This window comes from Desulfuromonas sp. AOP6, from assembly GCF_009731355.2.
Taxonomy (GTDB): domain Bacteria; phylum Desulfobacterota; class Desulfuromonadia; order Desulfuromonadales; family SZUA-540; genus SZUA-540.
In genome coordinates, this window is the sequence record NZ_AP022810.1 from 502,927 (window position 1) to 528,210 (window position 25,284).

The window sequence follows — 25,284 nt, forward strand, 5'->3', positions numbered from 1 at the left end:
CTCAGGGATACTCTCTTTCACCAAAAATAGCGGTGCCGATGCGCACCATGGTGGCCCCTTCTTCCACGGCCACCTCGAAGTCATGGCTCATGCCCATGGACAGTTCCGTCATGTGGACATCGGGCAGGTTCAGTGCGGCGATGCGTTCCGACAGGTGGCGCAGCTGGGCAAAGTACGGCCGCACATCCTCGGGATTATCGCAATAGGGGGGCAGGGTCATCAGGCCGCGCAGTCGCAGATGGGGGAGAGTGGCCAGACGACGGGCCAGATCTTCGGCGGCCTCCTCGGTGGCTCCGGATTTGGACTCCTCATCGGCCAGATTGACCTGTAGGAGTATATCCACCGTTTCCCCGATTTTCTGCCACTGGCGGTCAATCTCTTGGGCGAGGGAAAGCCGGTCGACGGAGTGAATCATGCTGACGTTGCCACGCAGGTATTTGACTTTGTTCGATTGCAGGTGCCCGATGAAATGCCAGGTAACCGGCAGTCGCACCTGTTCGCGCTTGTCCGTGAACTCCTGCACGTAACTCTCACCGAAGAGCTGTTGACCAGCGCGGGCCGCCTCCTCGATCTGGCTGGCGGGTTTGGTCTTGGAGACGGCCACCAGCCTGACCTGATTCGGATCGCGGTTGCTGCGCTGACAGGCCGCTTCGAGGCGAGTCCGGATGTCTTGGATATTGCTCTGGATGCTCATGGTGTCCCTCGCAGTGGGGCGTCAGCAGGGGATCAGGAAACGGCTGGGGAAGGTACGCCCTCAAGCGGGTTGGCGAAGAGGCGAAGGGCGCCGATGCGTTCGAGCGCTTCAACCACTTCACACAGGGGCAGGCCGACCACATTGGTATAGCTCCCCTCGATCCCCAGGATCATAAAGGCTCCAATCCCCTGAATGGCGTAAGCCCCTGCTTTGTCAAAGGGTTCGGAAGTGGCAATGTACCCCGCAATCTCCTGCCCTGTCAACTCCTTGAACCTTACGCGGGTGGAGACCACGCCGGAGACGAAAGTACGCTGTTGGCGATCATAAATGGCGTAGGAGGAGAGGACGCGGTGGCATCGGCCGGAGAGCGAGCTGAGCATGGCGGCCGCCTCCTTCTCGTCCACCGGTTTGCCGAGCAGGCTGCCGTCCCTCAGGACCACGGTGTCGCTGCCCAGAAACCAGCGTCCGGCCACTGTCGGACGGGAGGCGACCTCCAGCGCTTTTTCTCGGGCCAGGCGCAGTACATGCTCTTCCGGCGTTTCGCCGGGGTATTCCCGCTCATCCACCGTGCTGGGGATGGCCGTAAAGGGGATGGAGAGAGACGCGAGCAGTTCGCGCCGGCGCGGTGATGCCGACGCCAGTACGATTCCTTCCGGAGCGAAGGGCGCCAGGGAAGATTCGGGGGTGGGCATGGTGATGATTCTCCTGCCGTCAAAGGGTGCAAAAAGGTCAGGCAGGATAGCAGGAAAGGCTAGAGAAAGACAACATTGTCGTGCGCTTGTTTACGGGTAAAAGGCACCGTACGGTTTCGGCCTTTCTCCTTGGCCTGGTACAGGGCCGTATCCGCCGCCTTGATCAATGCCTGGGCGAAGTCGCCGTCATCTGGAAAGGTCGCCAGGCCGATGCTGGTGGTCAGCTGGCCCCCCGGCAACAGAGCCTCCTGGGGGAAGGGGTGGCTTTCAATGGCATGGCGGGCGCGCTCGGCCACCAGCATCGCCTCTTTTTTGCTGGTGTCGGGCAGCAGGATGATGAATTCTTCCCCACCGAAACGGGCGACGACGTCAATGTCCCGCCCTGAGGATTTGAGCAAGGTCGCCACCTTTTTGAGAGCATTGTCCCCGGCGATGTGGCCGCAGAGGTCGTTGTAATTTTTGAAATTGTCCAGATCGAGCAGCATGATGGAAAAATTAAGACTGTGGCGTATGCTTCGACTCAGCTCGCTATCGAGGCGTTCATCAAAAAAACGCCGGTTATAAAGGCCGGTGAGAGCATCGGTGGCGGCCAGCTTTTCCAGCATGTTGGCTCTTTCCATAGAGGCGGACCGATCGAGCACGATGGCAATCTGCGCGGTGAAGGACGTCAGGATATGCAGATCGTTTTCGTTGAAAATACCCTGATCCTCCTTGTCGGAGAGATTGAGCACTCCGATGGTGCGATCCTTTATTTTGAGGGGAACGCTGATGAAGGATTTGGTCTTGAAGCGGGGCCGGTTGGGCGTGGCGAGACGACAGTCTTTTTCAATGTCGTTGACAACCAGAGGGAAGCCGTTTTTGGCCACACGTCCGGCAATGCCGGTGCCGAGTTTGATGCTCAGGCTTCTGGACAGCGGCTGATTCATGCCCTTGGCTGATTCGATACGGAGAAACTCGCCTTTCTCATCCAGCAGCATCAGGGAACCGCAGGTGGCATTGAGCAGCTCGGCCGACATTTCCACGATGTTTCGATAGACTTCTTCCTGTCGTTTGAGCTGGGAAAGAGCGCTGACCATGGTGACCATGCGGGTGGAAAAGGCACTGGCCTCCAGTCGCTCCCTCTCGAACTTGAGAATAAGCAGCCGGCTGGCCGCCTTGGCGCAAAGAAGCTCGAGAAGGTTGAGATCACCGAATGGCAGAGTCGCCTCATGAAGAATGACCAGGCCCAGGGGTTGACCGCTGGCTATCAGGGGGATAGCCAGCGCTTCACGGCAGGCTTTGCCGGGGAAAAGCAGATCGATTTCTTCCCGGATCGACACGGGCTTGCCATAGGGATTCTGGCGCAGAAACTCAGCGATTTTTCGGCCAGAGGGGGATGCGTTGGTCTCAGGCCAGGCCAGTGACTGTTGAAGAACAAAGCCGGCCGCCGAAGGGTCTCCCGTCAGGATGGCGAGGCTGGAAAGGTCGAAAAGGATGACAAGGGTTTCTTTAAGCAGATCGACGATTTCGTCTCTGGAGGCCAGCTGGTCCATTTCCTCGGAAATATCGACCAGCGTGCGGAGGCGTAGAGAGGTCTTTTCGAGATGGTGAAGCGTCAGGTCCTGGCGAAGGAGTTCGGGAATCTGTCGATGGATGCAGGTTGCAATGTTTTTGGCTTTGGCCAGATCGGGAGCCGAAAATGATGACGAGCGCCCTTTCTCTCCTGTGGTCTGCTCGTCGGCCAGGTCGGCCGGAGGAAAGGCTTCGGCCAGCAGGCAGTAAGCGGCTGTTTCCTGGGCTGTGAAGGGAATGGCGAGATTAAGGGTGCCGCAGGGGTTTAAGAAGACAAGGGGTCTGCCGGCGTCGAGAACTTTCTGGAACGTGCGTTCTCTGACCTCATGACAGGAAGAGCTGCAGGTTGCGGGATCCTGGTCCTGCTGTCGGCTGCAGTTTTCGAAAGCCGTTCGACGGAGCGGTTCCAAGTATTCACCCTGGCGGTAAAGAGCCAGGCGAAAGTTTCGCAGCAAGGGGTTCCTGCCGAGATGATCCAGCAAGCCCCTCAGGTTAATCGAACCTGGACTTGATTGCCGCTCCATAGACGCGCCCGCCCTCTCTGGGTGATGGGATGTATTAAAAGTACAACGTTCAGAACGACAAAGCAAATACTGTTCCTGTCCCAAGCCGTGCCAGACGACTTTTTTTCGGCAGAAAAACAAAAGGCAGGGGCGGTAGGTAAATGTGCCCACGGAGTGGGAAAGGGCCCGATTCTGCAGCTCTTTTTTGGGGGGGCATGGCAGGATGGCGGCCCCTGAATCACAGGGGTCGCTGCCAGGGGGGACGATCTGGAGAAGAGGAGAGCTATGTTCTCCTGGGAAAGGCGTTTATATGCCCGACAAGTGGGGCTTATCACCATGTTCGGCTTTTGGGGCAGACGAATTTTCCCGGCCTGTCGGCAAAGTACTTGTCCACCACCCATCCAGGTCCCTCAGCGCTCGGTCGGCCATGGCCAGGCGGCGGTCGGCGCGCTTCATCTTGCGGCCCTCCAGGGGTGGAAAAAGACCGTAGTTGACATTCATCGGCTGGAAGTCTTCGGGGTTGGAGTCGGCCAGATGGGAGAGGAGAGCACCCAGTCCCGTGGTCGGCGGCGGTAAGGGCAGAGGGGCGCCCTGTGTCCAGCGTGGTGCGAAGAGGCCGGCGAGAAAGCCCATGGCGGCCGATTCGACATAGCCCTCTACCCCGGTGATCTGCCCGGCGAAGAAGATCCTCGGCTCCTGGCGAAGCTGCAGGGTGCGGGTGAGGCAGGTCGGTGCGTTGATGAAGGTGTTGCGGTGGACACTGCCCAGACGGGCGAAGCGGGCCTGCTCCAGGCCGGGGATGGTGCGGAAGATACGGCGCTGTTCGGGATAGGTCAGCTTGGTCTGAAAGCCGACGATGTTGTAGAGGCTGGCATGACGATCATCCTGGCGCAGCTGAATGACGGCGAAGGGCTCCCGGCCGGTGCGAGGATCGGGCAGGCCGACAGGTTTCATGGGACCAAAAGCCAGGGTCATTTCGCCGCGTTCCGCCATCTCCTCGATGGGCATGCAGCCTTCGAAATGAATCATCTTTTCGAAGTCCCGGGCCGCCACCTTGTCCGCCTCCTTGAGAGCGGCGACGAAGGCGCGGTACTGGGTTTCATCCAGGGGGCAGTTGACATAGTCGTCCCCCCCCTTGCCGTAGCGCGAGGCGCGCCAGGCCTGGCTGAAATCGATGGAGTCCGCCTCAATGATGGGGGCGATGGCGTCGTAGAAATAGAGATGGTCAGCACCGGTGCGACGGGCGATATCCTGCGACAGCGCCTCGGAGGTCAAAGGGCCGGAAGCGACGATAACGGTGCCGGTCTCGGGGAGGCGGGTGATCTCCTCCCGGCGCAGTTCGATGAGGGGGTGGGCCGTGATTCGGTCGGTGATGGTGGCGGAGAAGGCCTCGCGGTCGACGGCGAGCGCCCCGCCGGCGGGCACGGCGGTGGCGTCGGCGGCTGCCATGAACAGGGTGCCGCAGCGGCGCAGCTCCTCTTTGAGACAGCCGACAGCGTTGTTCATACCGGTGCCGCGCAGGCTGTTGGAACAGACCAGTTCGGCCAGATTGGGGGACTGGTGGGCCGGCGAAAAACGCTGCGGCTTCATTTCGTGCAGGATGACCGGCGTGCCCTGTTGAGCCGCCTGCCAGGCTGCTTCGCAGCCGGCCAGGCCGGCGCCAATGATATGTAGGCGATTCATGTCGTCCATGGGTTCCCTCTGGCCGTTGTGCGGCCGGGCGGTGCTGTGCAAACAGGAAAGCCGGACCCGAAGGCCCGGCTTGTCACGCTAACGGGTTTTGCTGCCTCAGGAATCTTTGCCTGATTTTTTGGCCGGAGATTTCTTGGCCGGAGCCTTTTTGGCGGCGGGCTTCTTGGCGGCCGCTTTTTTCGCCGGGGCGGCCTTTTCCTTCTTCTCCGGCTCGACCAGCACCAGCTTGTAATCGCAGTTCTCCGTGGGGCATTTGCGGTACGTACCGTAGCGTTTGGTCACCTTTTCGACGATGACCGGATAACCGCATTGGGGGCAGGGCTCGTCGATGGGCTGATCCCAGAGGGCGTATTTGCACTTGGGGTAACGGTTGCAGGAGTAGAAGATCTTGCCGTAGCGACTCTTCTTCTCCATCAGTTCCCCCTCCTTGCAGTCGGGGCAGGTAATGCCCAGGGCCTTGGGTTTGACCAGCGGCTGGATGTTCTTGCACTCGGGGTAGGCGCTGCAGGCGAGAAATTTGCCGTAGCGGCCGTCCTTGATGAGCATGGGGGCGCCGCACTTGTCGCACTTCTCCTCCGACATCACCGGCTCTTCGCGCTCTTCGGCCGACAGGGGCTCGGTGTGGCGGCACTCGGGGAAGCCGGAGCAGGCGTAGAATTTACCGGCCCGGCCAAGCTTGATGACCAGCTCCTTGCCGCACTCGGGGCAGGTGCGGTCAGTCTTTTCGGTGGTGACGTCCTCTTTGCTGACCTCCTGCTCTTTCTGGCGCAGCAGGGCGATGAAGGGTTCCCAGAATTCCTTGAGCACGGGCCGCCATTTTTCTTCCCCGCGGGAGATGGCGTCGAGGTCCTCCTCCAGCTTGGCGGTGAAGTCGTAGTCGACATACTGGGCAAAGTGATTAACCAGCAGATCGTTAACCACCCGGCCGACATCCTCGACAAAAAAGGTGCGTTTTTCCAGGCGCACGTACTTGCGGGTGACCAGGGTGTTCATGATGGAGGCGTAGGTGGAGGGCCGGCCGATGCCGTACTCCTCCAGGGTCTTGACCAGGCTCGCCTCGGTAAAACGCGCCGGCGGTTGGGTGAAGTGCTGTTCAGGCGTCACCTCGCGGCGTACCACGGCCTCACCCAGCGCCAGGGCCGGCAGGGAACCGGCTTCGGCCTCTTCCGCGTCGTCGGTGCCCTCGATATAGAGCTTCATGAAGCCGGCAAAGCGGATGACCTGCCCGGTGGCCCGCAGCACGAAACGTGACCCGGCAGCGATGTCCACCGTGGTAGCATCGAGAAGGGCGGCGGCCATCTGCGAGGCGACTGTCCGCGTCCAGATCAGATGGTAGAGGCGGTACTGGTCCGAGGACAGATAGCGCTTGAGTTGGTCGGGGGTGTTGGAGACCAGGGTGGGGCGGATGGCTTCATGGGCCTCCTGGGCGTTCTTGGCCTTGTTCTTGAAAACTCTCGGGGTGGCGAGAGCGTAGTCCTTGCCGAAAAGTTGGGTGATGACCTCACGGGCTTCGGTGGTCGCCACTTCCGAGAGGGCGACGGAGTCGGTACGCATGTAAGTAATCAGACCGACGGAGCCTTCACCGATGTCGATGCCTTCATATAGTTTCTGGGCAGTGGACATGGTCTTGCGGGCGGAAAAGCCGAGCTTTCGACTGGCTTCCTGCTGCAGGGTGCTGGTGGTGAAGGGCGGGGCCGGATTGCGTTTTTTCTGTTTCTGCACCAGGTCGCAGACCTGGCAGGTCTCCTTGGTCAGGGCGCTGACCAGTTCCTTGGCCTGAGCTTCGCTGCTGATGGCGAACTTGTCGAGTTTCTCGCCGTCCACGGAGAAAAGACGCGCGGCGAAAGCCTGACCGCCCTTCGATTCGAGACGGGTCTCAATGGTCCAGTATTCCCGCGACTCGAAGGCTTCGATCTCTTTTTCCCGTTCGCAGATCAGGCGCAGAGCGACGGACTGTACGCGTCCGGCCGAGAGGCCGTAACGGATTTTTTTCCAAAGGAAAGGGGAGAGATTAAAGCCGACCAGATAGTCCAGGATCGAGCGGGCCTGTTGGGCGTCGACGAGATCCTTGGCGATGGTGCGGGGTTCGGTCATCGCCTTCTGGATGGCGTCTTTGGTGATTTCGTGGAAAGTCACCCGTTTGACCGTGGGCGTACTGGATGCTTCGTCGATGCCCAGCGCCTTCAACAGATGCCAGGCGATGGCTTCTCCCTCGCGGTCCAAGTCGGTGGCCAGAATGAGTTCGTCACTCTTTTCGACTTCCTTTTTGAGCTGGTCGATCTGCTTGCGGCTTTCCGGCAGCACCTGGTAGAGCGGTTCGAAATCGTGCTCCACATCGACTGACCCTTGCTTGCTTGGCAGGGCGCGCACGTGACCGTAGGAGGCCAGCACTTTGAAGCCCGGGCCGAGAAACTTCTCGATCGTTTTCGCTTTTGCGGGTGATTCGACGATCACCAGAGACCTTGACATGATACCTCGTAAAATGAAAAAGGCTGCAGGTTCCGCCCGCAGCCTCTATCGGATCAATGGTAAAGTTGCGCCCAATCGTCTTCCATGATGAAGTCGGCGTCGCGCAGCCAGGCGTCCTGGGAGTGGGTGAAGAGGGTGAGGGCGGTGATGGTTTTGATCTCTTTCAAAGAGACCTCGTCTTCGGCCATTTGCAGGGCACGTTCGATGATCTCTTCCTGGGCTTCGTCGCCGATGAGTCCCAGCCCGCGCAGCTTGATGAGGTAGCCTCGGGCTTCGGAGGAGAGGGTACGGCTTTCTTCCGGCGTGAAGATTCTTTGCGCCGGCAGAGTCAGAGACGCGGGTCCGCTGCTTTTCTGCTCAAAAGAGACATTGTTCATCCAGCTGAAGGCGGCGTCGATTTCTTCGACGTCGAATCCTTCGGCCAGAAGTTCTTCGACGATATCGTTGTCCGAGAGCTGATCTCTCATCTCCAGGACATACTGGGCAATAATGCTGACAATGGCCAGAACGCGTTCTCTCAAGCAATCTCCTGTTCTGAAGGGACGGTTTCAGTCCCTGACGGCGCGTATGTAACGCATCCCGGGGAGCTGGGTGACACCCCCCCTGAGTTCCAGGTGCAGTAAAATAGCGGAAAGATCCATGAGTGTCAAGCCGCATTTCCGTGATAATTCATCGATGTGCAGCGGTTCAGCCGCCAGCAGACGGAAGACTTTCCCCGAGGGATCATCGAGGGAGGCCGCGAAAGAGTCATCCTGCTGTCGTGCCTGGCGGGTCGGGGAACCGGGCCATAACACCTCCAGGATGTCCGTGGCTTCCGTGACGACCCGGGCACCCTCCTTGATCAGGCGGTTGGTGCCGGCGCTGGTGGGAGCGTGCACGGCACCGGGTACCGCAAAGACTTCCCGTCCCTGTTCGAGGGCGAAATCGACGGTGATGAGTGAACCGCTCCCTTCGGCCGCTTCCACGACCAGAACCCCCCTGGAAAGACCACTGATGATACGGTTGCGGCCAGGGAAATGTCCGGCCATGGGGGGTGTGCCCGGCGCGTGTTCGCTCACGACGGCGCCCTGCCCCAGGATGGCGTGGAAGAGGCGGCTGTTCTCCGGGGGATAGACGCGGTCGATGCCGCAGCCCAGCACGGCGACAGTCAGCCCCTCCCCGCGCAGGGCGCCGCTATGGGCGGCCGAGTCGATGCCCCGGGCCAGGCCGCTGACGATGGTGATATCCCGTGCGGCCAGGTCCGCGGCCAGATTTTCGGTGAAGCGCAGGGAGGCGGCCGTAGCCTGTCGCGAGCCGACCATGGCGAAACTGTCCTGTGCGGGAAGGCGACCCCGCACATAGAGCAGGGCAGGAGGGTCGTGAATGGTGCGCAGCAGGGCGGGATAGCGCTCATCCCCCCACAGGCTCAGGATGCTCACGCCAAGCCGGTCCAGATCTCCGGCCGTTTTCGCCAGCACGGGACAGTCCTTGGCCAGCCGGTTCTTCGCAACTTTTTCGCGGATCTGGGCTTTGGTGATCCAGGCGGTCGGAGTGGCTTCCAGGATCGCCTCAAGGGAGCCGAAGGCCTCGACCAGCCGAAACAGGCCGACACGTCCCAGGCCGGGGGTAAGATGCAGGCGGAGCCAGCCATATTCTTCGGTTGTCAAGAAGACCTCCTTCCGGGGAAAGCAAAAGGGCTGAAGAATGAACTTCAGCCCTTTTAAGCGGGTCTTTTCTGTTGACGCCGTTGTCGGCGTTTCCTTACTCGGTGAGGGCTGTGACGCGGTCGCCCCGATACATGGGAGCCACAGATTTGAGCACCAGCGCTGCCGCCGATTCAGGTCGGGTCTCGATGACCACGGCCGCGCCCAGCAGCACTTGGGGAAGGACCAGGTTTCTGTTCTGAATAGCGAGATCCGAAGCTTCCCTTTCGCGGGTGATGTTCAGCAGGTTGCCGACCTGCAGGCCGCTGTTGGATCCCTGGTCCAGATAAACCACATCGTACTGGCTCAGAGTGATCTTGCCGTCGGCCCCGTCGATGATATAGCCGCTGACGGGAACTTCTGCTTTCTGGAGAACCACCTCGGTGGGCTGTTCATCCACAGGCAGCAACAGGGCGCCGCGCTGAATTTCGCTGGCGGAGGAGGTAATGACGGCCGTAGCGACGTCCTGATGGATCTGAATGATTTGCACCGTTCCGAGTCGGGCGATGCGGTGGCCTACCTTTTGTCCGGTCACGGGATGCTTGACTTCTTTGGCCAGGGCGACAACGGCGAAGCGGTCGCCAATCCGGGTGTCACCGAGATTTTTCATCTCGAGAAAAACCGTCTCGCCCGTCGCCATCAACAGACGGTTGTCGATGGTGTCGACCAGCGTACCGAGTGCCTCGATGCCAGCGGTTGAGATAAAACCCGGGGAACCACCCTGCGTCGAAATAGTAATGACTTCCTGGGGCTCGATGCCGGCCTCTTCGATGGCTTTTTCCAGGCTCTCCGGTTCTGTCGGCGCGATCGTGACAAACTCGGGGATGATCTCAATGCGGCCGTCGCGAATGGCGATCTTCTGGCCGGGATAGATGAGATGGGGATTGCCGATGAAGGGATTATGGGACCAGAGGTTGGGCCAATAGTCAGAGTCCTTGAGAAACCGTTCGGAGATACCCCACAGCGTGTCCCCTTTTTTAATAACGTAGGTCTGGGTCGTGCCCTGAGCGAAGGCGCAAAGGGGCATGAGCAGCAGGCAGGTGAGTAACAGCAGTTTCTTGATGGTCATATCGATCCCCCTGATCATCGGATAGTGAAAACTCAAAGTGGTTAACGCGCCGTCAGAGTCTTGCGGGCGGCAGTACTGTCAGGATACAGGCGTCGCAATTCCAGGAGTGCGAGGTCGGCCTGCTCCGGCAGGTTGACTTGCAACAGAGCTTCCGCTTTCCGGAAAAGGGCGTCGGGTGCCTTGGCGGCACGGGGATAGTTGTCGACCACTTTCTGGAAGGCTTCGATGGCCCTGACCTGATTATTCTGGGCGTAATAGCATTCTCCGAGCCAATATTGGGCGTTGCCGGCATAGTCATTGGTCGGATAGGTCCTCAGAAAGGCTTCAAAGCCGCTGATGGCCTGATTGTAGCGGCCGGAAGCGTAGTCCCCGAAGGCTTTGAGGTAGATTTCCGTGGGCGTCTGGGGAACCTCGGGAACGACGGCGGGAACCGTGTTCTCGCCAGTCGTAGCCGTGTTTTGCCCGGCCGGGGTGACTTTTTGCGCGGCCATGTCCTGTCGCAGCCCATCGAGGACAGACTGCTGGTCAAGAACGCGGGCTTCGAGGAGCACCATGTTGTCCTGCAGTCGCTCCATTTTTTGAGCGAGTTCGTCCTGGCTGTTCGCCAGTTGGGCCAGTGACTGGTTGAGTTGTCTCCCGTCCCCGGAAGGGGTCGCGGCCACGCAGCCGAAAGTCAGGGAGGCGGTCAGAAGGGTCAGCGCCAGAGTGGTAATTCTTTGCATGAGTCGGTCCTCTTGATCACGGCATTCACCGGTAAATTCATGAAACCTGTCTAAAACTATAAGCTTTTCACCCCTCTGTCAAGGGATCAATAGCCTTTCCGGCTCTTCGCCAAAGAGAAATATCCTGCGGCCTCGTCCAGCCTTTGTGGTATAGTGCGCCCCACAAAAAACTGGAGGATCACCTTTTATGATGAAGCCGGAGCTTCTGGCCCCTGCCGGTGATATGGAAAAACTTGAAACCGCCTTGGATTATGGCGCCGATGCCGTGTATGTCGGCGGTGACCAGTTCGGGCTGCGCGCCATGGCCGGCAACTTCTCCCTGGAGTCCTTGGGCCGCGCACAGGAACTGGTGCGGGAGCGGGGCAAAAAAATCTATCTTACCCTCAACGCCTACCTGCGCCCGACGGAGATGCCGGCTCTCCACCGTTACCTGGAAGAGCTGCGTCCCCTCGACCTTGACGCCTATATTCTATCCGATCCGGGGGTGCTCGCCGTGGTGCGCGAACTGGACCCGGGGCGGGAACTTCACCTCTCCACCCAGGCCAATACCACCACCGCCGAGGCGGCGCGTTTCTGGCAACAGGCCGGGGTCGAGCGCGTCAACCTGGCGCGGGAGCTCACGCTGGCGGAAATCCAGCAGATCCGCAGTGAGACCACTGTCGGGCTCGAAGTCTTCGTGCACGGGGCCATGTGCGTGGCCTACTCGGGGCGCTGCCTCCTTTCCACCGCCCTGACCGGGCGCAGCGCCAACGCCGGTGCCTGCGCCCAGCCCTGTCGCTGGAACTACGCCCTGATGGAAGAGACCCGCCCCGGCCAGTATTTCCCCATCGAAGAGGACGACCGCGGCAGCTATGTCTTTAACAGCCGTGACCTCTGTCTGCTCGAATACCTGCCCGCTCTCGTCGGCGCCGGCGTCAACAGCCTCAAGATCGAGGGGCGCATGAAGACCCTCTATTACGTCGCCGCCGTCACCCGGGTCTATCGCGCCGCCCTTGATGCCTATGTGGCCGACCCCGCCGGCTATGTCATGGATCCCGCCTGGCTGGAGGAGTTGGACAAGGTCAGCCATCGTCCCTATGACCGGGGCTTTCTCTTCGGCACCGAAGACGCGCTCGTTCATGCGGCCGATTCCCGCTATCAGCGCACCCACGACTTCGTCGGCATCGTCCGCCGGGTCGACGATAACAGCCGCCTGCTGGTGGAATGCCGCAACCGTTTTTTCCCGGGGGAGGAGCTGGAGCTGATCGGGCCCGCCATGCGCCAGGCCCACTTTGTCGCTGGAAAACTGGCGGCCGAGGGAGGTGGCGAGCTGGACGTCGCCCAACCCAATGCCCTGGTACTGCTGCAAGGACCGGCGGAGGCACGGAAGGGCGATCTGCTGCGGCGGCAGAAGGTCTCCGGCTGAAATCAGGGCCTGCCCGTCAAAAAGCGTCGCCGGCTGGTGGCCCTTTGACTGTCCGTATCCCGAGGAACGACCCCTAGAAGCTCGGCCGGCTCCCTGGGTACTGGCCTGGCTATCGCTTTTGTCTGTTGGCACTGTATTTGTATGAGCCTGGGCATTGAATTTCGCTTTTTAATCCCAATTAATAACAAGCGCCGTATCCCCGCCAGGGGCCGGCAACCTGCGAGGAGGAATAGAATGAAAAAACTTCTGTTGTCTGCTGTGATGATTCTGCTGTTTGCCGGAACGGCGATGGCGGCGAAATACGATGTCCGTTTTCTGGATACGTTAGGGAACGCCACGTTCGAGGACTTTGTCAAAGAAGCGGGCGTTGTGACAGCCTACCGCGGCCTGGCCCCGGCTGAACCCCAGGGCATCACCGGCTTCGATGTCGGCGTCGAAGTCAGCGCCATCGACATCCAGTCCTCCATCTGGGACCAGGTCGTCACCAGTGGCGATGCCCCCGACTATCTGGCGGTCCCCCGTCTGCATGTACGCAAAGGACTCCCTTTCAACCTGGATGTCGGCGCCATTTATTCAGAAATTCCCAACTCCAACATCAAACTCTATGGCGGCGAAGTGCAGTGGGCCCTGCTGGAGGGAACCATGGCCACCCCCGCCCTGGCTCTGCGCGGCAGCTACAGCACCCTGGAAGGGGTGGACGATCTGAGTCTGAAAACCTACGCCGCCGATGCGGTGATCAGTAAGGGTTTCGCCATGCTGACCCCCTATGCCGGCGTCGGTGTGGTACAGATCGAGGGCAAATACGATGGCAGCGATCCCATTCTCCAGGCCGAACTCAAGGACCAGGACTTTACCGAAACCCGCTACTTCGGCGGTGTACAGTTTGCCCTGCTGCTGGCCCGGGTGACGGTGGAGGCCGAGTACCTCGAAAACCCCGTCTACTCGATGAAGTTGAGCTTCGGCTGGTAAGTTAGCACGAAAATAGAGCAGGGATACAGGGCGGTCCTCCAGAAGGGGGGCCGCCTTTTTAAATATCCTCGCCCTGGCGCCACCGGCCTTGCACAACGCGGCAGCAGGCGCCCTTCCCCGCGCGCTCTCGGTAGAGGCGCGCGAAAAAACGCCGGGTGACGGTCTTGTGGATGGTGGCCTGGGTGAAGCGATAGAGCCCTTTGCGCCACCAGGTCGGCTGCTGGCTGCCGAGGAGGAGAGGGCAGTAGTCGGCCAGACGCAGGGTGAGTCGCAGGCTCTCCGCCTGAGCTTCGCAGGAAAAGACCAACTCGCCCCGGTCGCAGCTCTGCGGCTGCACCAGCAGGCCGCCGCAGATGGCCAGGGTCAGGATGTGTTCGGCGCCCTGCATCGACGCGCTGGGGCCATTGAAGATCAGCAGAGACAGGCGGGTGCCGGCCAGCCGGAAGAGAACCTGGTTTTGCTGTCGCGTCGGCCGGATGAGACCGAGGGTGAAGCGGCGAATGTGCTGCAGGTAGCGCTCGAAAAGAGCCTCAACATTTAGATCTCTGGCCAATGCCGCTGGTAGGTCGAGCTGCTGCATGGAGAAGACTGAGGAGTCCTCTTGCAGAATCTGCTGACAGGCGATGTGGGTATCCCTTTTCATGCGGCTCTTCTTTCGTGTAGGTCTGTCCACGGCGCAGCATAGCACTCCCGGGCGGTGTTGTCAGCCGGCCGTGCGCGGAAACGAATTTTTGCGGACGTTTCCTAATCCTCTTTTGTCAACACGCGCGCTTCTGCTATGATGCGCCCTGCCATGAATAAAACCATCAAACTCATCGCCAATCCTGTGGCCGGCCGTCAGGCCGTGCCCCGCATCGAACAGGCCCGCGCTTATTTCGAGGGGCGGGGCTTTGCCGTCGACCTGACCCTGACCCAGGCCAGGGGGGATGCCACCCTGGCGGCCCGCCAGGCCCGTAACGGCGGCTATTGCCGCGTCGTCGCTGCTGGTGGTGACGGCACCCTCAACGAGGTCGTCAACGGCCTGGCCCCTGCCGAGGTCCCCCTCGGTTTTCTGCCCCTGGGAACGACCAACGTGTTTGCTCTGGAGGTGGGAATCCCCTTCGAGGTTGAGAAAGCCTGCGCCGCCGTCCTTGAGGGGGAGGCACGCCCCGTCTGCCTGGGCAAGGCCGGCGAGAGCCGCTTTCTGCTCATGGCCGGAATCGGCTTTGACGCCGAAGCCGTGTGCCGGGTCAGCAGCCGCCTCAAACGGCAGCTGGGCAAACTCGCCTACGTCATCAGTGCCCTGCAGGTCTGGCTTGATACCCCCGCCCGTGAAATTCAGGTCGAACTGGAAGACGGCAGCCGCCAGACCTGTTATGGCGTCATTCTCTGCAATGCCCGCTACTATGGCGGCCGCTTCGTGCTGGCGCCGGCCGCCGGTCTTGAGAACGGTCACCTGGAAGCCTGTCTCTTCCTCAAGGGGGGGCGTCTGGCCCAGTTGGCCTACGCTCTGCGCATTGGGCTGCATCTTCCTCTCAAGGCACCGGGGGTCCGCATCGTCCAGACCCGTCGCCTGACCCTGTCCGGCGACAGGGTGGCTGTGCAGCTCGACGGCGACTGCGCCGGCCGGCTGCCGCTGACGGTCGAGGCCCTCCCGGGGGAGCTAAACCTGATGTTCCCCCGCCTTAGCTGATTCCGCCAGGAGCTTTGATCATGAAAAAACAGCAGATTTTCAATGGCCGCGTCATTTCCCTGGCTATCGAGGAGCATGAGCTGCCCGACGGCCGCCGCGCCGATTTCGAGATGGTGCATCATGCCGGCGGCGCCGCCGTCCTGCCCATCCTCGACGACGGCCGCGTCCTGCTCATCCGCCAGTTCCGGCCTGCCGCCGGCGGCATGATCTGGGAGATTCCCGCCGGTCGCCTCGAAGGGGGCGAAGCGCCGGAGACCTGCATTCACCGTGAACTGCAGGAGGAGGTCGGCTACCGGGCCGGCCTGGTCGAACGCCTGGGCGAGATGCTCACCGCTGTCGGTTTCTGCGACGAGGTGGTGCACCTCTTTGTCGCTCGCGACCTGACTGAGGTGCCGGCGGCGCCGGAGCCCGACGAATATATCGAGGCGGTGCCCATGTCCTTCGCCGAGGCTCTGGATCTGCTTCGCACCGGGCAGATTCCCGATGCTAAAACGCAACTGGCCCTCCTTCTCTATCGGCAGAGTCACGCCCTGTGAACCGGAATCCGATGCCCTCATTGCCTTCTTCCTATGATTCGCCGCTGCATCTCCCCTTCAACCACGCCGCTCTGGACGGGCGGCTGCTGCTGGCCACCCCCGACCAGGCGGTGGGGACGGCTGCCGCCCATTGGGTGCTGCTGCGCGGCACCGAAGTGCTCATGACCGCGCCATCCCAGGGGGAGCCGACCTGGCCCGAAACCGGAGGCCCCGGTTTTGCCGAGCTGCCGTGCGCTCACGCCGTCTTTCTGGGCAGCTGGGACGGTCAGCCTCTCTATGCGGCGCGCCTGCCCAGGCAGTTCGAGGCGCCGGCGGGATTCTCTCTGCACAATCTGCTGGCGACGACGCCCAGTCTCGATGCGGCGCAGCTCTCCCTGGGGGGGCTGGCGCATCAGGTTCTTCACTGGGAGAAGAACAGCCGCTTCTGCTCCGGTTGCGGCGGCGAGCTTCGACATCTGCCCGGCGAATGGGGCAAGGCCTGCGTCGCCTGCCATTATGCCCATTTCCCCCACATCCACCCCTGTATCATCGTGCTGGTGCGGCGCGCGGGCGAAGTGCTGCTGGTCCGCAAGCGCGAATGGCCCGCCGGGCGCTACAGCCTGGTGGCCGGTTTTGTCGAGTTCGGCGAATGTCTGGAGGAAACGGTGGCCCGTGAGGTGCTGGAAGAGACAGGGGTGCGGGTGAAGAACCTGCGCTACGTGGGGAGCCAGAGTTGGCCCTTCCCCAGTCAACTGATGGCCGGTTTCGTCGCCGACTATGACGGGGGCGAGGTGCGGGTGGAAGAGAAGGAGCTGGAAGATGCGCGCTGGTTTCCCCTGGCGGATCTTCCCACGCTGCCGCCCCAGCGCAGCATCGCCCGCTATCTGCTCGATCACTTCCTCGACCTGCAGGCTTAGGCCGAAAAAGGTGTGTAGGTTCTGCCTTGGGCCCTGGCCACCGCTTCGTTGCAGAGGCGACCGGCGTAAGTATTGAGGCCGCCGGCCAGCGCCGCATCGCTGCGCACGGCATCGGCCAGCCCCTTTCTTGCCAGGGCGCGCACGTAGGGAAGGGTGCGGTTGGTCAGGGCGAAGGTACTGGTCCGGCTCACCGCCCCCGGCATGTTGGCGACGCCGTAGTGGATGACGCCATCGACCACATAAGTCGGCTCATCATGGGTGGTGGGATGGATGGTGGCGACGCAGCCCCCCTGATCCACGGCCACGTCGACAATGACACTGCCCGCCTCCATGAGCCCGACCATCTCGCGGCTCACCAGCTCGGGCGCCCGGGCGCCGGCGACGAGGACGGCGCCGACGAGCAGATCGGCGCGGCGGATTTCTTCCTCGATGGTCTGCGAGTTGGATATCAGGGTCTGCAGGCGGTTGCCGTAGTGCTGGTCAAGGGCGGCCAACCGGGTCGGGTCGATATCGAGTACCGTGACTTCGGCGCCCATGCCCACGGCGAGGCGGGCCGCGTTGCTCCCCACCGTGCCGGCCCCCAGAATCATCACCTTGCCCCGGCGCACACCGGGGGCTCCCGCCAGCAGCACCCCCTTGCCCCCCTGTTCCTTCTCGAGAAAATGGGCTCCCACCTGCACGGCCATGCGGCCGGCAATCTCGCTCATGGGGTGCAGCAGCGGCAGACTGCCGTCCGTCTGTTGCACCGTCTCATAGGCGATGCCGGTGACCTGACTGTCGAGCAGGGCCGCCGTCAGCTCCGGGGCCGGGGCCAGATGAAGATAGGTGAAGAGGAGTTGTCCCGGCCGCAACAGGGGATATTCCACCGGCAGCGGCTCCTTCACCTTGACGATCAGCTCCCCCCTGCGGTAGATTTCGGCTGCCGTCGGGACGATTTCCGCCCCCGCCCGCGCATACTGGTCGTCGTCGAGGCCGCTGCCATCGCCGGCCCGGCACTCCACCAACACCTGGTGGCCATCCTCGACAAGGGTACGTGCCCCGGCCGGGGTCAGGCCGACGCGGTATTCTCGGGTCTTGATTTCCTTGGGCACGGCGACGATCATGGCGGCTGTCCTTTCTTTCGAACGTGTATCGCCCTGTTTCTCATTGGTGTTGTTGAGGCCGGTCAGCGGCCAGGAGCCCGTTATGGACACCCCTTTTGTTAAACGTGTTTATCTCACCCCTCGCCAGCATATCGCCTACCTGCGCTTCGTGCTGGAGAGCTATGACGGTCTCGCCTTTATCCGCACCCTCGACAGTCGGCAGGCCCTGGTGGAGATCGCCTACCCGCCCTCGCGCCGCCTCGACGCCGAAGCCTTGCTGAGCGCCCTCGCCCAGGAACTCCCCCTGGAAGAACAGGATCCGGCGATTGCCGCCGCCTACCCCCCGCTTTAAGCCAGGTGCCGCCTTTTTCAGGCGATACGCATGTCGAATTCGGGTGGGTCGAGGATGGCGCGCTTAACCGAGCACTGACCCGCCGCCCGCAGTATGGCCTTGCCGTACTTTTCCGGAAAGTCCGCGGGCAGTTCAAAGGTCAGCCTCACCCGGGTGAGGCGATGACTGTCAGGGTCCCGCTCCCAATCCATCAACAGCTTCAACCCTTCCATGGAGAGCTGCCGCTGCTGGCAGAAGCGCAGGGCGTAGTAGCCGGCGCAGGTGCCGATGGAGGACAGAAAAAACTCGAAGGGGGCCGGGGCGCTGTTGCCGCCGCCATCCTCTTCGGGCTGGTCGGTGTGAATGGTGAAGCCGCGCACACTGGCGTTGACCGCCGCGCCGCCGGGAAAAGTGATCTCCATGGGCATGTTTTGCCTCCTTTCTTGCTAACAAATTTCCGCTTACCAGCTCTTCCCCTGCGGTTCCAGCCGTATCAGCTCGTATGAGCGCCGCCCCAGGCCGATGGCCTCGGCGTGTTCCAGCGTAATCTCCCAGTCGATAGCGGGGTGAACCCCCCTGAACTTGTCGCCGCCCGGCTCATGCCCCTGCTGCAGGGCCGTGTTTGGCAGACCCTGGGCCTGGTTGACCAGGTCGGCGCAGGCCTGGTCGAGAGCGACGGGGTCGGTGGAAGCCAGGATGCCGATATCCGGCACGATGGGGGCGTCCGAATGGCCGTAGCAGTCGCAGGAGGGAGAAACCTGGGTGATGAAATTGACGAACAGGGCCTGGCCGTCCTTGCCCCGCACGGCCCCTTTGGCGTACTCGGCCATCTTCTTCATGACCAGCGGGGCTTCCTCGTTCCATTGAATCTGGATGGCCTTTTCCTCGCACACGGTGATGCAGCGCCCGCAGCCGGTACATTTGGCGGCGGTGATGAAAGCCTTGCCCTCGACGAAGGCGATGGCCCCGTGGGCACAGGCTTTCAGGCAGGCGGCGCAGGCAGTGCAGAACTTCTCCGCCACCTTGGGGGCGACGTTGGAGTGCTGCTCCAGTTTGCCTTCGCGGCTTGAACAGCCCATGCCCAGATTCTTGAGGGCACCGCCGAAACCGGTGAGTTCGTGGCACTTGAAGTGAGAGACGGCGATGAGGACATCGGCTTCGAGGATTTCCTGGGCGATGGAAACCGAGGCGAGCAGGCCGCCCTCGCTGGGGACGCGTGTGGCCGACTGGCCGCGCAGGCCGTCGCACATGATGAGGGGGGCGCCGGCGACGGCATAGGCGAAGCCGTTTTCGATGCCGCAGGTCAGGGCGGAGACGGCTTCTTTGCGTTCGCCGGGGTAGAGGGTGCAGGAGTCGGTAAGAAAAGGCTTGCCACCCAGTGTTTTGACCCGGTCGACCACACGGCGCAGGAAGGTGGGGCGGATGTAGGCATGGCCGCCTTTTTCGCCGAAGTGGATTTTAACGGCGGTCAGGTCGCCGCGGCGGACAATGCGGTCGATGCCGGCGGCGTCCAACAGGCGCGTCAGCTTGTTGAAGAGATTTTCTCGGTGGCCGGCACGCATGTCGGCGAAATGGACGGGAACCTGAGAACTCATGAGGATCTCCTTTGTCGGGATAAGGACGTAGCAGGGTCGAAGGCCGTGTTTACCTCTAAATTATGGCCGCTAGTCCCTACAAGGTCAACCGTTCCTCCGTCCTTCGGCCTGATAACTTTCAAGGCGTCTCTTGTGAAATAGAGGTTTCCATTGCATGCGGCCGGCTTTTTGTTAATCTAGCGTAAAAAAACCGGTCCTGGTGTTCTGGGGCCGGCCAACCGCCAGGAGGGAGAGAATCATGGCCACGGGCAAATGGAATCCGCTACAAGAGCTGCAGTTGATGCAGGAGCAGATGAATCGTCTGTTCGACCTGAGCCGCCAGCGCAGCCTGGGTGAACCGGTGGAGAGCGGCAGCTGGCACCCCGCCGTCGATATCTACGAGGACGAAGCGGAGGTGGTGGTCAAGATGGAAGTGCCCGAGGTCGACCAGAGAGACATCGACGTCACCCTCGAAGAGGGAACCCTGGTCATCAGCGGCTGCCGCGAACTGGAACGCAAAGAAAAGCAGCAGAACTATCACCGCATCGAACGCAGCTACGGCAGCTTCCGTCGCAGTTTCTCCCTGCCCGCCACCATCGACCAGGAGCGCATTAGCGCCCGCTGCGACAGAGGCGTCCTCAAGGTTGTCCTTCCCAAAAAATCAAGCGACCATCCTCGCCAGATCGAGGTGGAGGTGAAGTAGAAAGTGCTGTGTTGACTGCAAACGACGTAGAGAGGTGGTCTTGCCGGCTTCCGCTCTATTTGTGTGGAGCTGGTTTAGCGGTAGTGGGTTCTAGTTCAAGGTGAATCTACCCGTGATGTTGTGGTTTGTAATCGCGTTGGGAGCGTCTCGCACGCTCTGCAGAAGTCTCTCTTTGGGTTTGTGGGCGGTTGAGACCTGACCCTTCTGGCTCATGCTATTTTGTCATCCCCATTCGAAGGAGTTTGCATGATGAATTTTTCGCTGTCTGCCGCCCAGGAGGAGCTCCGGCTCAGGGCGAGGGAATTTGCCCGCACGGAAGTTCTGCCTGCTTCCTGGCATTACGATGAGCGTGACGAGATCCCTCTCTTTCTGCTTGAAAGGGCACGGGAGGAAGGTTTTCTAAACCACGATATTCCGGTTGAATACGGCGGCAGGGGGCACGGCATTCTGGACAGCGTGCTGATCTCCGAGGAGATCGCCGCGGCCTGCCCGGGCGTGGCCACGTCCGTCTTTGACAACTCCCTCGGGTTCGAGCCCCTTCTTCTTTGCCGGAACGAGGCGCTGAAAAAGGAATATTTCAGGCGGATACTTGAAGAGGGCAAGTACATCTGCTTTGCCACCTCAGAGCCAACCATGGGCTCCAATGTCGCGGGCATGCGCTGTCAGGCCAAACCCGATGGCGACGACTTCCTTTTAAACGGCACCAAGTTCTGGATCACCAATGGCGGCATCGCGGATTACATGACCGTGTTCGCCACCGCCGACCCCCAGGCGGGTCACAAAGGAATCGGTGCTTTTCTGGTGGAAAAATCCTGGGAGGGGGTTGAGGTCGGAGAACACATCCCCAAGCTGGGACAGCGCTGCTCCAATACGGCGGGACTTCATTTCCGCAATGTCCGCGTACCCCGGCACAATGTCATCGCCCCGCCGGGAGAGGGGTTTGCCCTGGCCATGAAGACCTTCGCCCGGACGCGACCCGTTATCGGTGCCTTTGCCGTAGGGGCGGCCCGTTCGGCCATGGAATACGCCATCGACTACGCCAAAAAACGCCAGGCTTTCGGAGCGCCGCTGGCCAACTTTCAGGCCATCCAGTTCAAAATCGCCGAGATGTACCAGAAGGTGGAGACGGCCCGGCTGCTTGTCTGGAAAGCGGCCTGGGAGGCCGATGGCGGGCACGACCCTACCATTTCGGCCTCAATAGCCAAGATGGTGGCGACGGAAACGGCCATGGAAGTGGTGAACGAGGCCCTGCAGATCTTTGGCGGCTACGGGTATACCCGGCTGTTCCCTCTCGAGAAACTGCTGCGGGATGTGCGGCTTTTCACCATTTACGAGGGAACCAGCGAAATTCAGCGGATGGTCCTCGCCGGCCATGCCCTGGAGAAGTACGTCCCTGCCATGCCTGCCCTCGATCAGTTCCCCTTGATGCGAGGGGTCGATCTGAACCCGGAGTCCTCTGCCGAAGGCTCTTCTGCGGCCTGGCGTTGCCGTATGTGCGGGCATGTCCATTATGGCGACGAGGCCCCGGCGCAGTGCCCTGTCTGTTTTTTCCCGCGGACGGCTTTTAAGCGCATCTGGCCGGCAGGCGAGGAAGAGTGAAACGGCTGGAGGGAAGGTGAAAGCGATTTTTTGAGTGCAACGTAAGTAGAGCGGAGGCCTTGTTGGCTTCCGCTCTACTTTGTCGACCAGACAGGACGTTTCCAAAGGTTCAGGATTTGGAACCCACCAGAGTGACATCCAGAGGCTGGAGCTTGAGGGTTTCGAAAGGCAATTCCACCCCCGCCTGATTCAGGGTCTTGAAAGCCTTTTCCCTTAGCTCGAAACGTTTTTCGACATGCCTTTTTTCATCATCGAGCCAGGCCTGCAGTTCCACCGCCACATTGTAATCGTTCAGTTCTGTGACCACCACGCGCGGCGCGGGACTGGTCATGAATGCCGGATCGTCCTGTACCAGTGCCAGCAATAGCCCGCGGATGTGGTCTAAATCCTCCAGAACCCCGACCGTAACCTTTACATCAATGCGCAGGTGCGGAAAGTTGGTATAGGAGGCAACGGTCTTGTTGATAACCTGAGTATTCGGCACGGCCAGCATGCGGCCGTCGGAAGTGACCACCCGGGTCGAACGCAGGGTGATCCGGTCGACCCGTCCATATACCCCCTCGATCTCAACAAGGTCTCCGAGAACGAAGGGGCGGTCGATGAAAATCAGGATTCCGGAAATGAGGTTGGACAAGGCATCGCGGGCGGCAAAGCCGATCGTCAACCCGACAATGCCCAGGGATGTCAGCAAGGCCGAGGTTTTGATGCCTGCAGAGTCCAGGGCGCTGACGACACCGATCGTCAGCAGGGAAAATTTAACGATTGTTTCAAGAAAGGAAAAGCTCGTTTCATCCATCTTGCGCCGAAAGGTCCCACGCATCAGGACCTGTACTATTCGCCACAGGGCATAAAAAACGATAAGTATTACGAGGGCCACGACGAGGTTGATGGTCCATTCGGTAAGCAGTTTGCCCACAGCCTGAGGACTCAGAAAGCCCTCTAGTCTCTCCGAAATAGCCGAAGTGTATGACGTCATGAAATCCTCCAGTTTTAATGTCGATTTAAGGGCCATGTCATGAACAGAGGACAGGCTATAGAAAGGGAAGGGCGTGCTTGACACTCCAGAAGATGTCAGGAAGCTCCGTATGACCCGGGAGAATATTTGTATGGCAGTCCCGCATTGTTCATCTTGTAGATAGTATCAGCTGGCAAGGGGATTTCAACGCCAGGGGCATGCAGGGGCGGTGTGCGGGAAGACATGACCTGCCCCGCCCGATTGAGGTGGAGGTGAAGGTGAAAACGTGCTGAATAACGACAGACGAAAAGAGCGGAAGGCCTTGCTGGCTTCCGCTCTTTTTCGCCTCAGGCCTTGGCGTCAGCCGGGGCGGGCAGACCGTCCTCTTCCTTGCCGCGCAGATAGATGCTGCGGCTGGGAAAAGCGATCTCCAGGCCCAGGTCCTCGAGGATATCCATAACCTGCAGGCAGACGTCCTGGCGGGCGTCGAGGTAGTCGGCCCAGACCGTCGTGGTGGTAAAGCAGTAGACCATGATATCGAGGGAGGAGGCGCCGAAGTCGGTGAAGTTGACGAGGAAGAAATCCTGGTCGATGGCCGGATGACGGCGCAGCAGCGCGCGGATGCGTTCTACCGCCTCGCGCATCTGGGTCGGAGTCGTTTCGTAGGTCACGCCGACGGTCATTTTGATGCGGCGCTTGGGCATGCGGCTGAAGTTGTCCAGGGGCATGTTGGCGATGACGTTGTTGGGGACGGAGATCAGGGTCTGGGCGAAGGTGCGGATTTTGGTGGAACGAAAGCCGACCTCCTCGACGGTCCCCTCCATATCTCCCGCTTTGATCCAGTCGCCGACGCAGAAAGGGCGGTCGAGGATGATCATGAAGGAGCCGAAAATGTTGGAGAGGGTGTCCTTGGCGGCCAGGGCCACGGCGACGCCGCCGATACCGAGGGAGGCGAGTAGTCCCGAAATGGAGTAGCCGAGATTCTGGATGGCCATGAGGAAGGCCATGAAGACGATAAACACCCGCAGGCTCTTGCGGACGAAGGGGAGCAGATTGTCGTCGAGGGTTGAGTCGGTGCGGTGGGCCCATTTGGTCAGATAGGCTTCGAGCACGCTCACCAGATTGAACAGGGCCCAGGCGATGTCGAAAGTGATGAGTACCTTGAGCAGGGCGTGGGCGAAGCGGCGGACATCCATCGGTTCCACCGGCAGCTGTAGAACCTGGACCGCCAGGAAGAGGCCGATCAGGGTGAAGAGAAAGGTGCCCGGTTTGCGCAGGCTCCGCAGGGTCAGGTCGTCGTAGGGGTTGGCGGATTTTTCAGCCATCGGCACGAGAAAGCGGTTGAACAGGTGGTCGGCGACGCGCCGGAGAATCAGGGCCGCCAACAGGATGCCGAAGGCTGTGGCGTAGCGGCCGAGGCCGATGCCGAAAATATGCTGATCAAAAAGGGTGTGCAGGGTTTCCATGAGTCACTCCCGGTGTGTGGTTAGGGGCCTTTCTTAGCAGATACACCGGGGGAATGCAAGGCAGGGCTAGGGCGCCCAGAGACCGAGTCCAGCCTCACGGGCCGTTTTTTCGGCCCGCAGGAACTCGTTTTTTTGGGCGAAGCTGAAGCGTCGATAGACCACGGCCAATCCCTTTTCGAGCAGGAGGCGGTTGAGCAGGGTACCATCCTCCAGGTAGACGTAGGCCAGCAGGCGACCGTAGCGATCGCGTTCTTCCGCTTCGGTGACCAGGCGCACGGTGCGGTTCTTAACGAGGGCGATGTTGTGCTGCAGGGCCGCCTTGGCCATGGGCCGCAGATTCTTGGCAGGGACGCCCAGGCGGGTGAGGCCGCGATCGCGACTGGAATCTTCATGTTCCGGCGTGTCGATGCCGAGGAGGCGCACTTTGCCGATGCCGGATACTTTCAGGGTGTCGCCATCATAGATCCATTCGACGGTGCCGGCGAGGCCTGCGGACGCGGGCGGGGACGAGGGCAGCTTCTGCATCCCCGACAGCAGGGCCAGGAGCAGAAGCACAGTGAATGTCCCGATGGGGATGGAAAAGCGGCGAAGCCTCACGGCCGACCCCACAGCAGCCGAGCGAAAAGGCCCGTAAAGGAGCCCCACACCCCGTGGAGCAGAAGCACGAAAAGAGGCGCCGCCACACCCAGATTGAAACCGAAAACACCGTAGGGCGTGAGCTGGGGAAAGACATAGAGCAGGTGGTAGGCCGCCGGTATAAGGCTGACCCAGAGTGCCTTGCGAATCCACTGCCGGCGACTTCGCGGCGAGGCGACAGTGACGAAAAAGAGCAAGGCCCAGGCGCTGCCCCGAAAGAGGCGGGGGTAGAGCCATTCGGGGGCGAGGGGAGCATCCATAATCGCCCCCGCCAGCGGAGAGAAGTGCCAGTGATCCACAGCCCAGAGAAAAAGGCTGGAGGCGAAAGCGCCGATCATGCCGGCGCAGGCGCAGACGGCTAACAGGGCGCGGGTTCGATGCATAAG

Annotated in this window: 25 protein-coding genes; 8 read left to right on the forward strand and 17 right to left on the reverse strand. The window is 61.0% G+C overall.

The window, feature by feature from the left end; all coding sequences use genetic code 11:
- Position 1: 1 nt before the first annotated feature.
- From AOP6_RS02405 to ybgF, 9 genes are all read right to left on the reverse strand, one after another.
- Complete coding sequence (locus tag AOP6_RS02405; RefSeq protein ID WP_155875044.1) at positions 2-694, reverse strand: YggS family pyridoxal phosphate-dependent enzyme; 693 nt, start codon at positions 692-694, stop codon at positions 2-4.
- Between the two features lie 32 nt (positions 695-726).
- Positions 727-1,386, reverse strand: a complete 660-nt coding sequence (locus AOP6_RS02410; protein ID WP_155875045.1) for a Maf family nucleotide pyrophosphatase — start codon at positions 1,384-1,386, stop codon at positions 727-729.
- A gap of 59 nt (positions 1,387-1,445) precedes the next feature.
- Complete coding sequence (locus AOP6_RS02415; RefSeq protein WP_213194724.1) at positions 1,446-3,392, reverse strand: sensor domain-containing diguanylate cyclase; 1,947 nt, start codon at positions 3,390-3,392, stop codon at positions 1,446-1,448.
- A gap of 354 nt (positions 3,393-3,746) precedes the next feature.
- Complete coding sequence (gene trmFO, locus AOP6_RS02420; protein WP_155875047.1) at positions 3,747-5,132, reverse strand: methylenetetrahydrofolate--tRNA-(uracil(54)-C(5))-methyltransferase (FADH(2)-oxidizing) TrmFO; 1,386 nt, start codon at positions 5,130-5,132, stop codon at positions 3,747-3,749.
- A gap of 96 nt (positions 5,133-5,228) precedes the next feature.
- Positions 5,229-7,601 carry a type I DNA topoisomerase gene (gene topA, locus AOP6_RS02425; RefSeq protein ID WP_155875048.1) on the reverse strand — a complete coding sequence of 791 codons (2,373 nt, stop codon included), beginning with the start codon at positions 7,599-7,601 and terminating at the stop codon, positions 5,229-5,231.
- 53 nt (positions 7,602-7,654) lie between these two features.
- Positions 7,655-8,122, reverse strand: a complete 468-nt coding sequence (locus AOP6_RS02430; RefSeq protein ID WP_155875049.1) for a DUF494 family protein — start codon at positions 8,120-8,122, stop codon at positions 7,655-7,657.
- Between the two features lie 27 nt (positions 8,123-8,149).
- On the reverse strand, positions 8,150-9,247 hold the full coding sequence (gene dprA, locus AOP6_RS02435) for a DNA-processing protein DprA (protein ID WP_225897332.1): 1,098 nt from the start codon (positions 9,245-9,247) through the stop codon (positions 8,150-8,152).
- Positions 9,248-9,341: 94 nt separating this feature from the next.
- Positions 9,342-10,352 (reverse strand): LysM domain-containing protein, encoded by a 1,011-nt coding sequence (locus AOP6_RS02440; RefSeq protein ID WP_213194725.1) that lies wholly within the window; start codon positions 10,350-10,352, stop codon positions 9,342-9,344.
- Positions 10,353-10,393: 41 nt separating this feature from the next.
- Positions 10,394-11,074 (reverse strand): tol-pal system protein YbgF, encoded by a 681-nt coding sequence (gene ybgF / locus AOP6_RS02445; RefSeq protein ID WP_155875051.1) that lies wholly within the window; start codon positions 11,072-11,074, stop codon positions 10,394-10,396.
- Positions 11,075-11,261: 187 nt separating this feature from the next.
- Here ybgF and AOP6_RS02450 point away from each other — a divergent pair, with 187 nt between their 5' ends.
- Positions 11,262-12,479 carry a U32 family peptidase gene (locus AOP6_RS02450; RefSeq protein ID WP_155875052.1) on the forward strand — a complete coding sequence of 406 codons (1,218 nt, stop codon included), beginning with the start codon at positions 11,262-11,264 and terminating at the stop codon, positions 12,477-12,479.
- 234 nt (positions 12,480-12,713) lie between these two features.
- Positions 12,714-13,448 carry a hypothetical protein gene (locus AOP6_RS02455; RefSeq protein WP_155875053.1) on the forward strand — a complete coding sequence of 245 codons (735 nt, stop codon included), beginning with the start codon at positions 12,714-12,716 and terminating at the stop codon, positions 13,446-13,448.
- A gap of 58 nt (positions 13,449-13,506) precedes the next feature.
- Here the strand turns inward: AOP6_RS02455 and AOP6_RS02460 are convergent, their stop codons facing one another.
- Positions 13,507-14,091: a hypothetical protein gene (locus tag AOP6_RS02460; protein ID WP_155875054.1), complete on the reverse strand. Its 585-nt coding sequence runs from the start codon at positions 14,089-14,091 to the stop codon at positions 13,507-13,509.
- 150 nt (positions 14,092-14,241) lie between these two features.
- Here AOP6_RS02460 and AOP6_RS02465 point away from each other — a divergent pair, with 150 nt between their 5' ends.
- Genes AOP6_RS02465 through nudC form a run of 3 tightly spaced genes read left to right on the forward strand, consistent with a single transcriptional unit; the run spans position 14,242 to position 16,552 of the window.
- Complete coding sequence (locus AOP6_RS02465; RefSeq protein WP_213194726.1) at positions 14,242-15,120, forward strand: diacylglycerol kinase family protein; 879 nt, start codon at positions 14,242-14,244, stop codon at positions 15,118-15,120.
- Positions 15,121-15,140: 20 nt separating this feature from the next.
- Positions 15,141-15,656, forward strand: coding sequence for an NUDIX hydrolase (locus tag AOP6_RS02470; RefSeq protein WP_225897333.1), 516 nt, complete (start codon positions 15,141-15,143; stop codon positions 15,654-15,656).
- Between the two features lie 11 nt (positions 15,657-15,667).
- Positions 15,668-16,552 (forward strand): NAD(+) diphosphatase, encoded by an 885-nt coding sequence (gene nudC, locus AOP6_RS02475; RefSeq protein WP_155875057.1) that lies wholly within the window; start codon positions 15,668-15,670, stop codon positions 16,550-16,552.
- Here the strand turns inward: nudC and ald are convergent.
- The gene (gene ald / locus AOP6_RS02480) at positions 16,549-17,655 is read right to left on the reverse strand and encodes an alanine dehydrogenase (protein ID WP_155875058.1); all 1,107 of its coding nucleotides are present in this window, start codon (positions 17,653-17,655) and stop codon (positions 16,549-16,551) included. The genes nudC and ald overlap by 4 nt on opposite strands.
- A gap of 82 nt (positions 17,656-17,737) precedes the next feature.
- On the opposite strand from ald, the gene AOP6_RS02485 reads away from it, so the two are divergent.
- Positions 17,738-17,986, forward strand: a complete 249-nt coding sequence (locus tag AOP6_RS02485) for a DUF4911 domain-containing protein (protein WP_213194727.1) — start codon at positions 17,738-17,740, stop codon at positions 17,984-17,986.
- A gap of 17 nt (positions 17,987-18,003) precedes the next feature.
- Here AOP6_RS02485 and AOP6_RS02490 read toward each other — a convergent pair whose 3' ends face one another.
- Positions 18,004-18,393: an OsmC family protein gene (locus AOP6_RS02490; RefSeq protein WP_155875060.1), complete on the reverse strand. Its 390-nt coding sequence runs from the start codon at positions 18,391-18,393 to the stop codon at positions 18,004-18,006.
- 33 nt (positions 18,394-18,426) lie between these two features.
- Positions 18,427-19,560, reverse strand: a complete 1,134-nt coding sequence (locus tag AOP6_RS02495) for a DUF362 domain-containing protein (RefSeq protein ID WP_155875061.1) — start codon at positions 19,558-19,560, stop codon at positions 18,427-18,429.
- Positions 19,561-19,798: 238 nt separating this feature from the next.
- Between AOP6_RS02495 and AOP6_RS02500 the strand changes: the two genes are divergently transcribed.
- Both AOP6_RS02500 and AOP6_RS02505 read left to right on the forward strand, forming a co-directional pair.
- Positions 19,799-20,242, forward strand: coding sequence for an Hsp20/alpha crystallin family protein (locus tag AOP6_RS02500; protein ID WP_155875062.1), 444 nt, complete (start codon positions 19,799-19,801; stop codon positions 20,240-20,242).
- A gap of 246 nt (positions 20,243-20,488) precedes the next feature.
- Positions 20,489-21,841 (forward strand): acyl-CoA dehydrogenase family protein, encoded by a 1,353-nt coding sequence (locus AOP6_RS02505; RefSeq protein WP_155875063.1) that lies wholly within the window; start codon positions 20,489-20,491, stop codon positions 21,839-21,841.
- Positions 21,842-21,950: 109 nt separating this feature from the next.
- On the opposite strand, the gene AOP6_RS02510 is transcribed toward AOP6_RS02505, so the two are convergent.
- The 4 genes from AOP6_RS02510 to AOP6_RS02525 form a co-directional block, all read right to left on the reverse strand.
- Entirely contained in the window at positions 21,951-22,817 is an 867-nt protein-coding gene (locus tag AOP6_RS02510) for a mechanosensitive ion channel family protein (RefSeq protein WP_155875064.1), read from the reverse strand.
- Between the two features lie 326 nt (positions 22,818-23,143).
- A complete protein-coding gene (locus tag AOP6_RS02515) occupies positions 23,144-24,262 on the reverse strand; it encodes a mechanosensitive ion channel family protein (RefSeq protein WP_155875065.1) in 1,119 nt (372 codons plus the stop codon).
- Positions 24,263-24,328: 66 nt separating this feature from the next.
- Complete coding sequence (locus tag AOP6_RS02520; RefSeq protein WP_213194728.1) at positions 24,329-24,859, reverse strand: thermonuclease family protein; 531 nt, start codon at positions 24,857-24,859, stop codon at positions 24,329-24,331.
- On the reverse strand, positions 24,856-25,281 hold the full coding sequence (locus AOP6_RS02525) for a hypothetical protein (protein WP_213194729.1): 426 nt from the start codon (positions 25,279-25,281) through the stop codon (positions 24,856-24,858). The genes AOP6_RS02520 and AOP6_RS02525 overlap by 4 nt, the downstream gene beginning before the upstream one ends.
- Positions 25,282-25,284 lie beyond the last annotated feature (3 nt).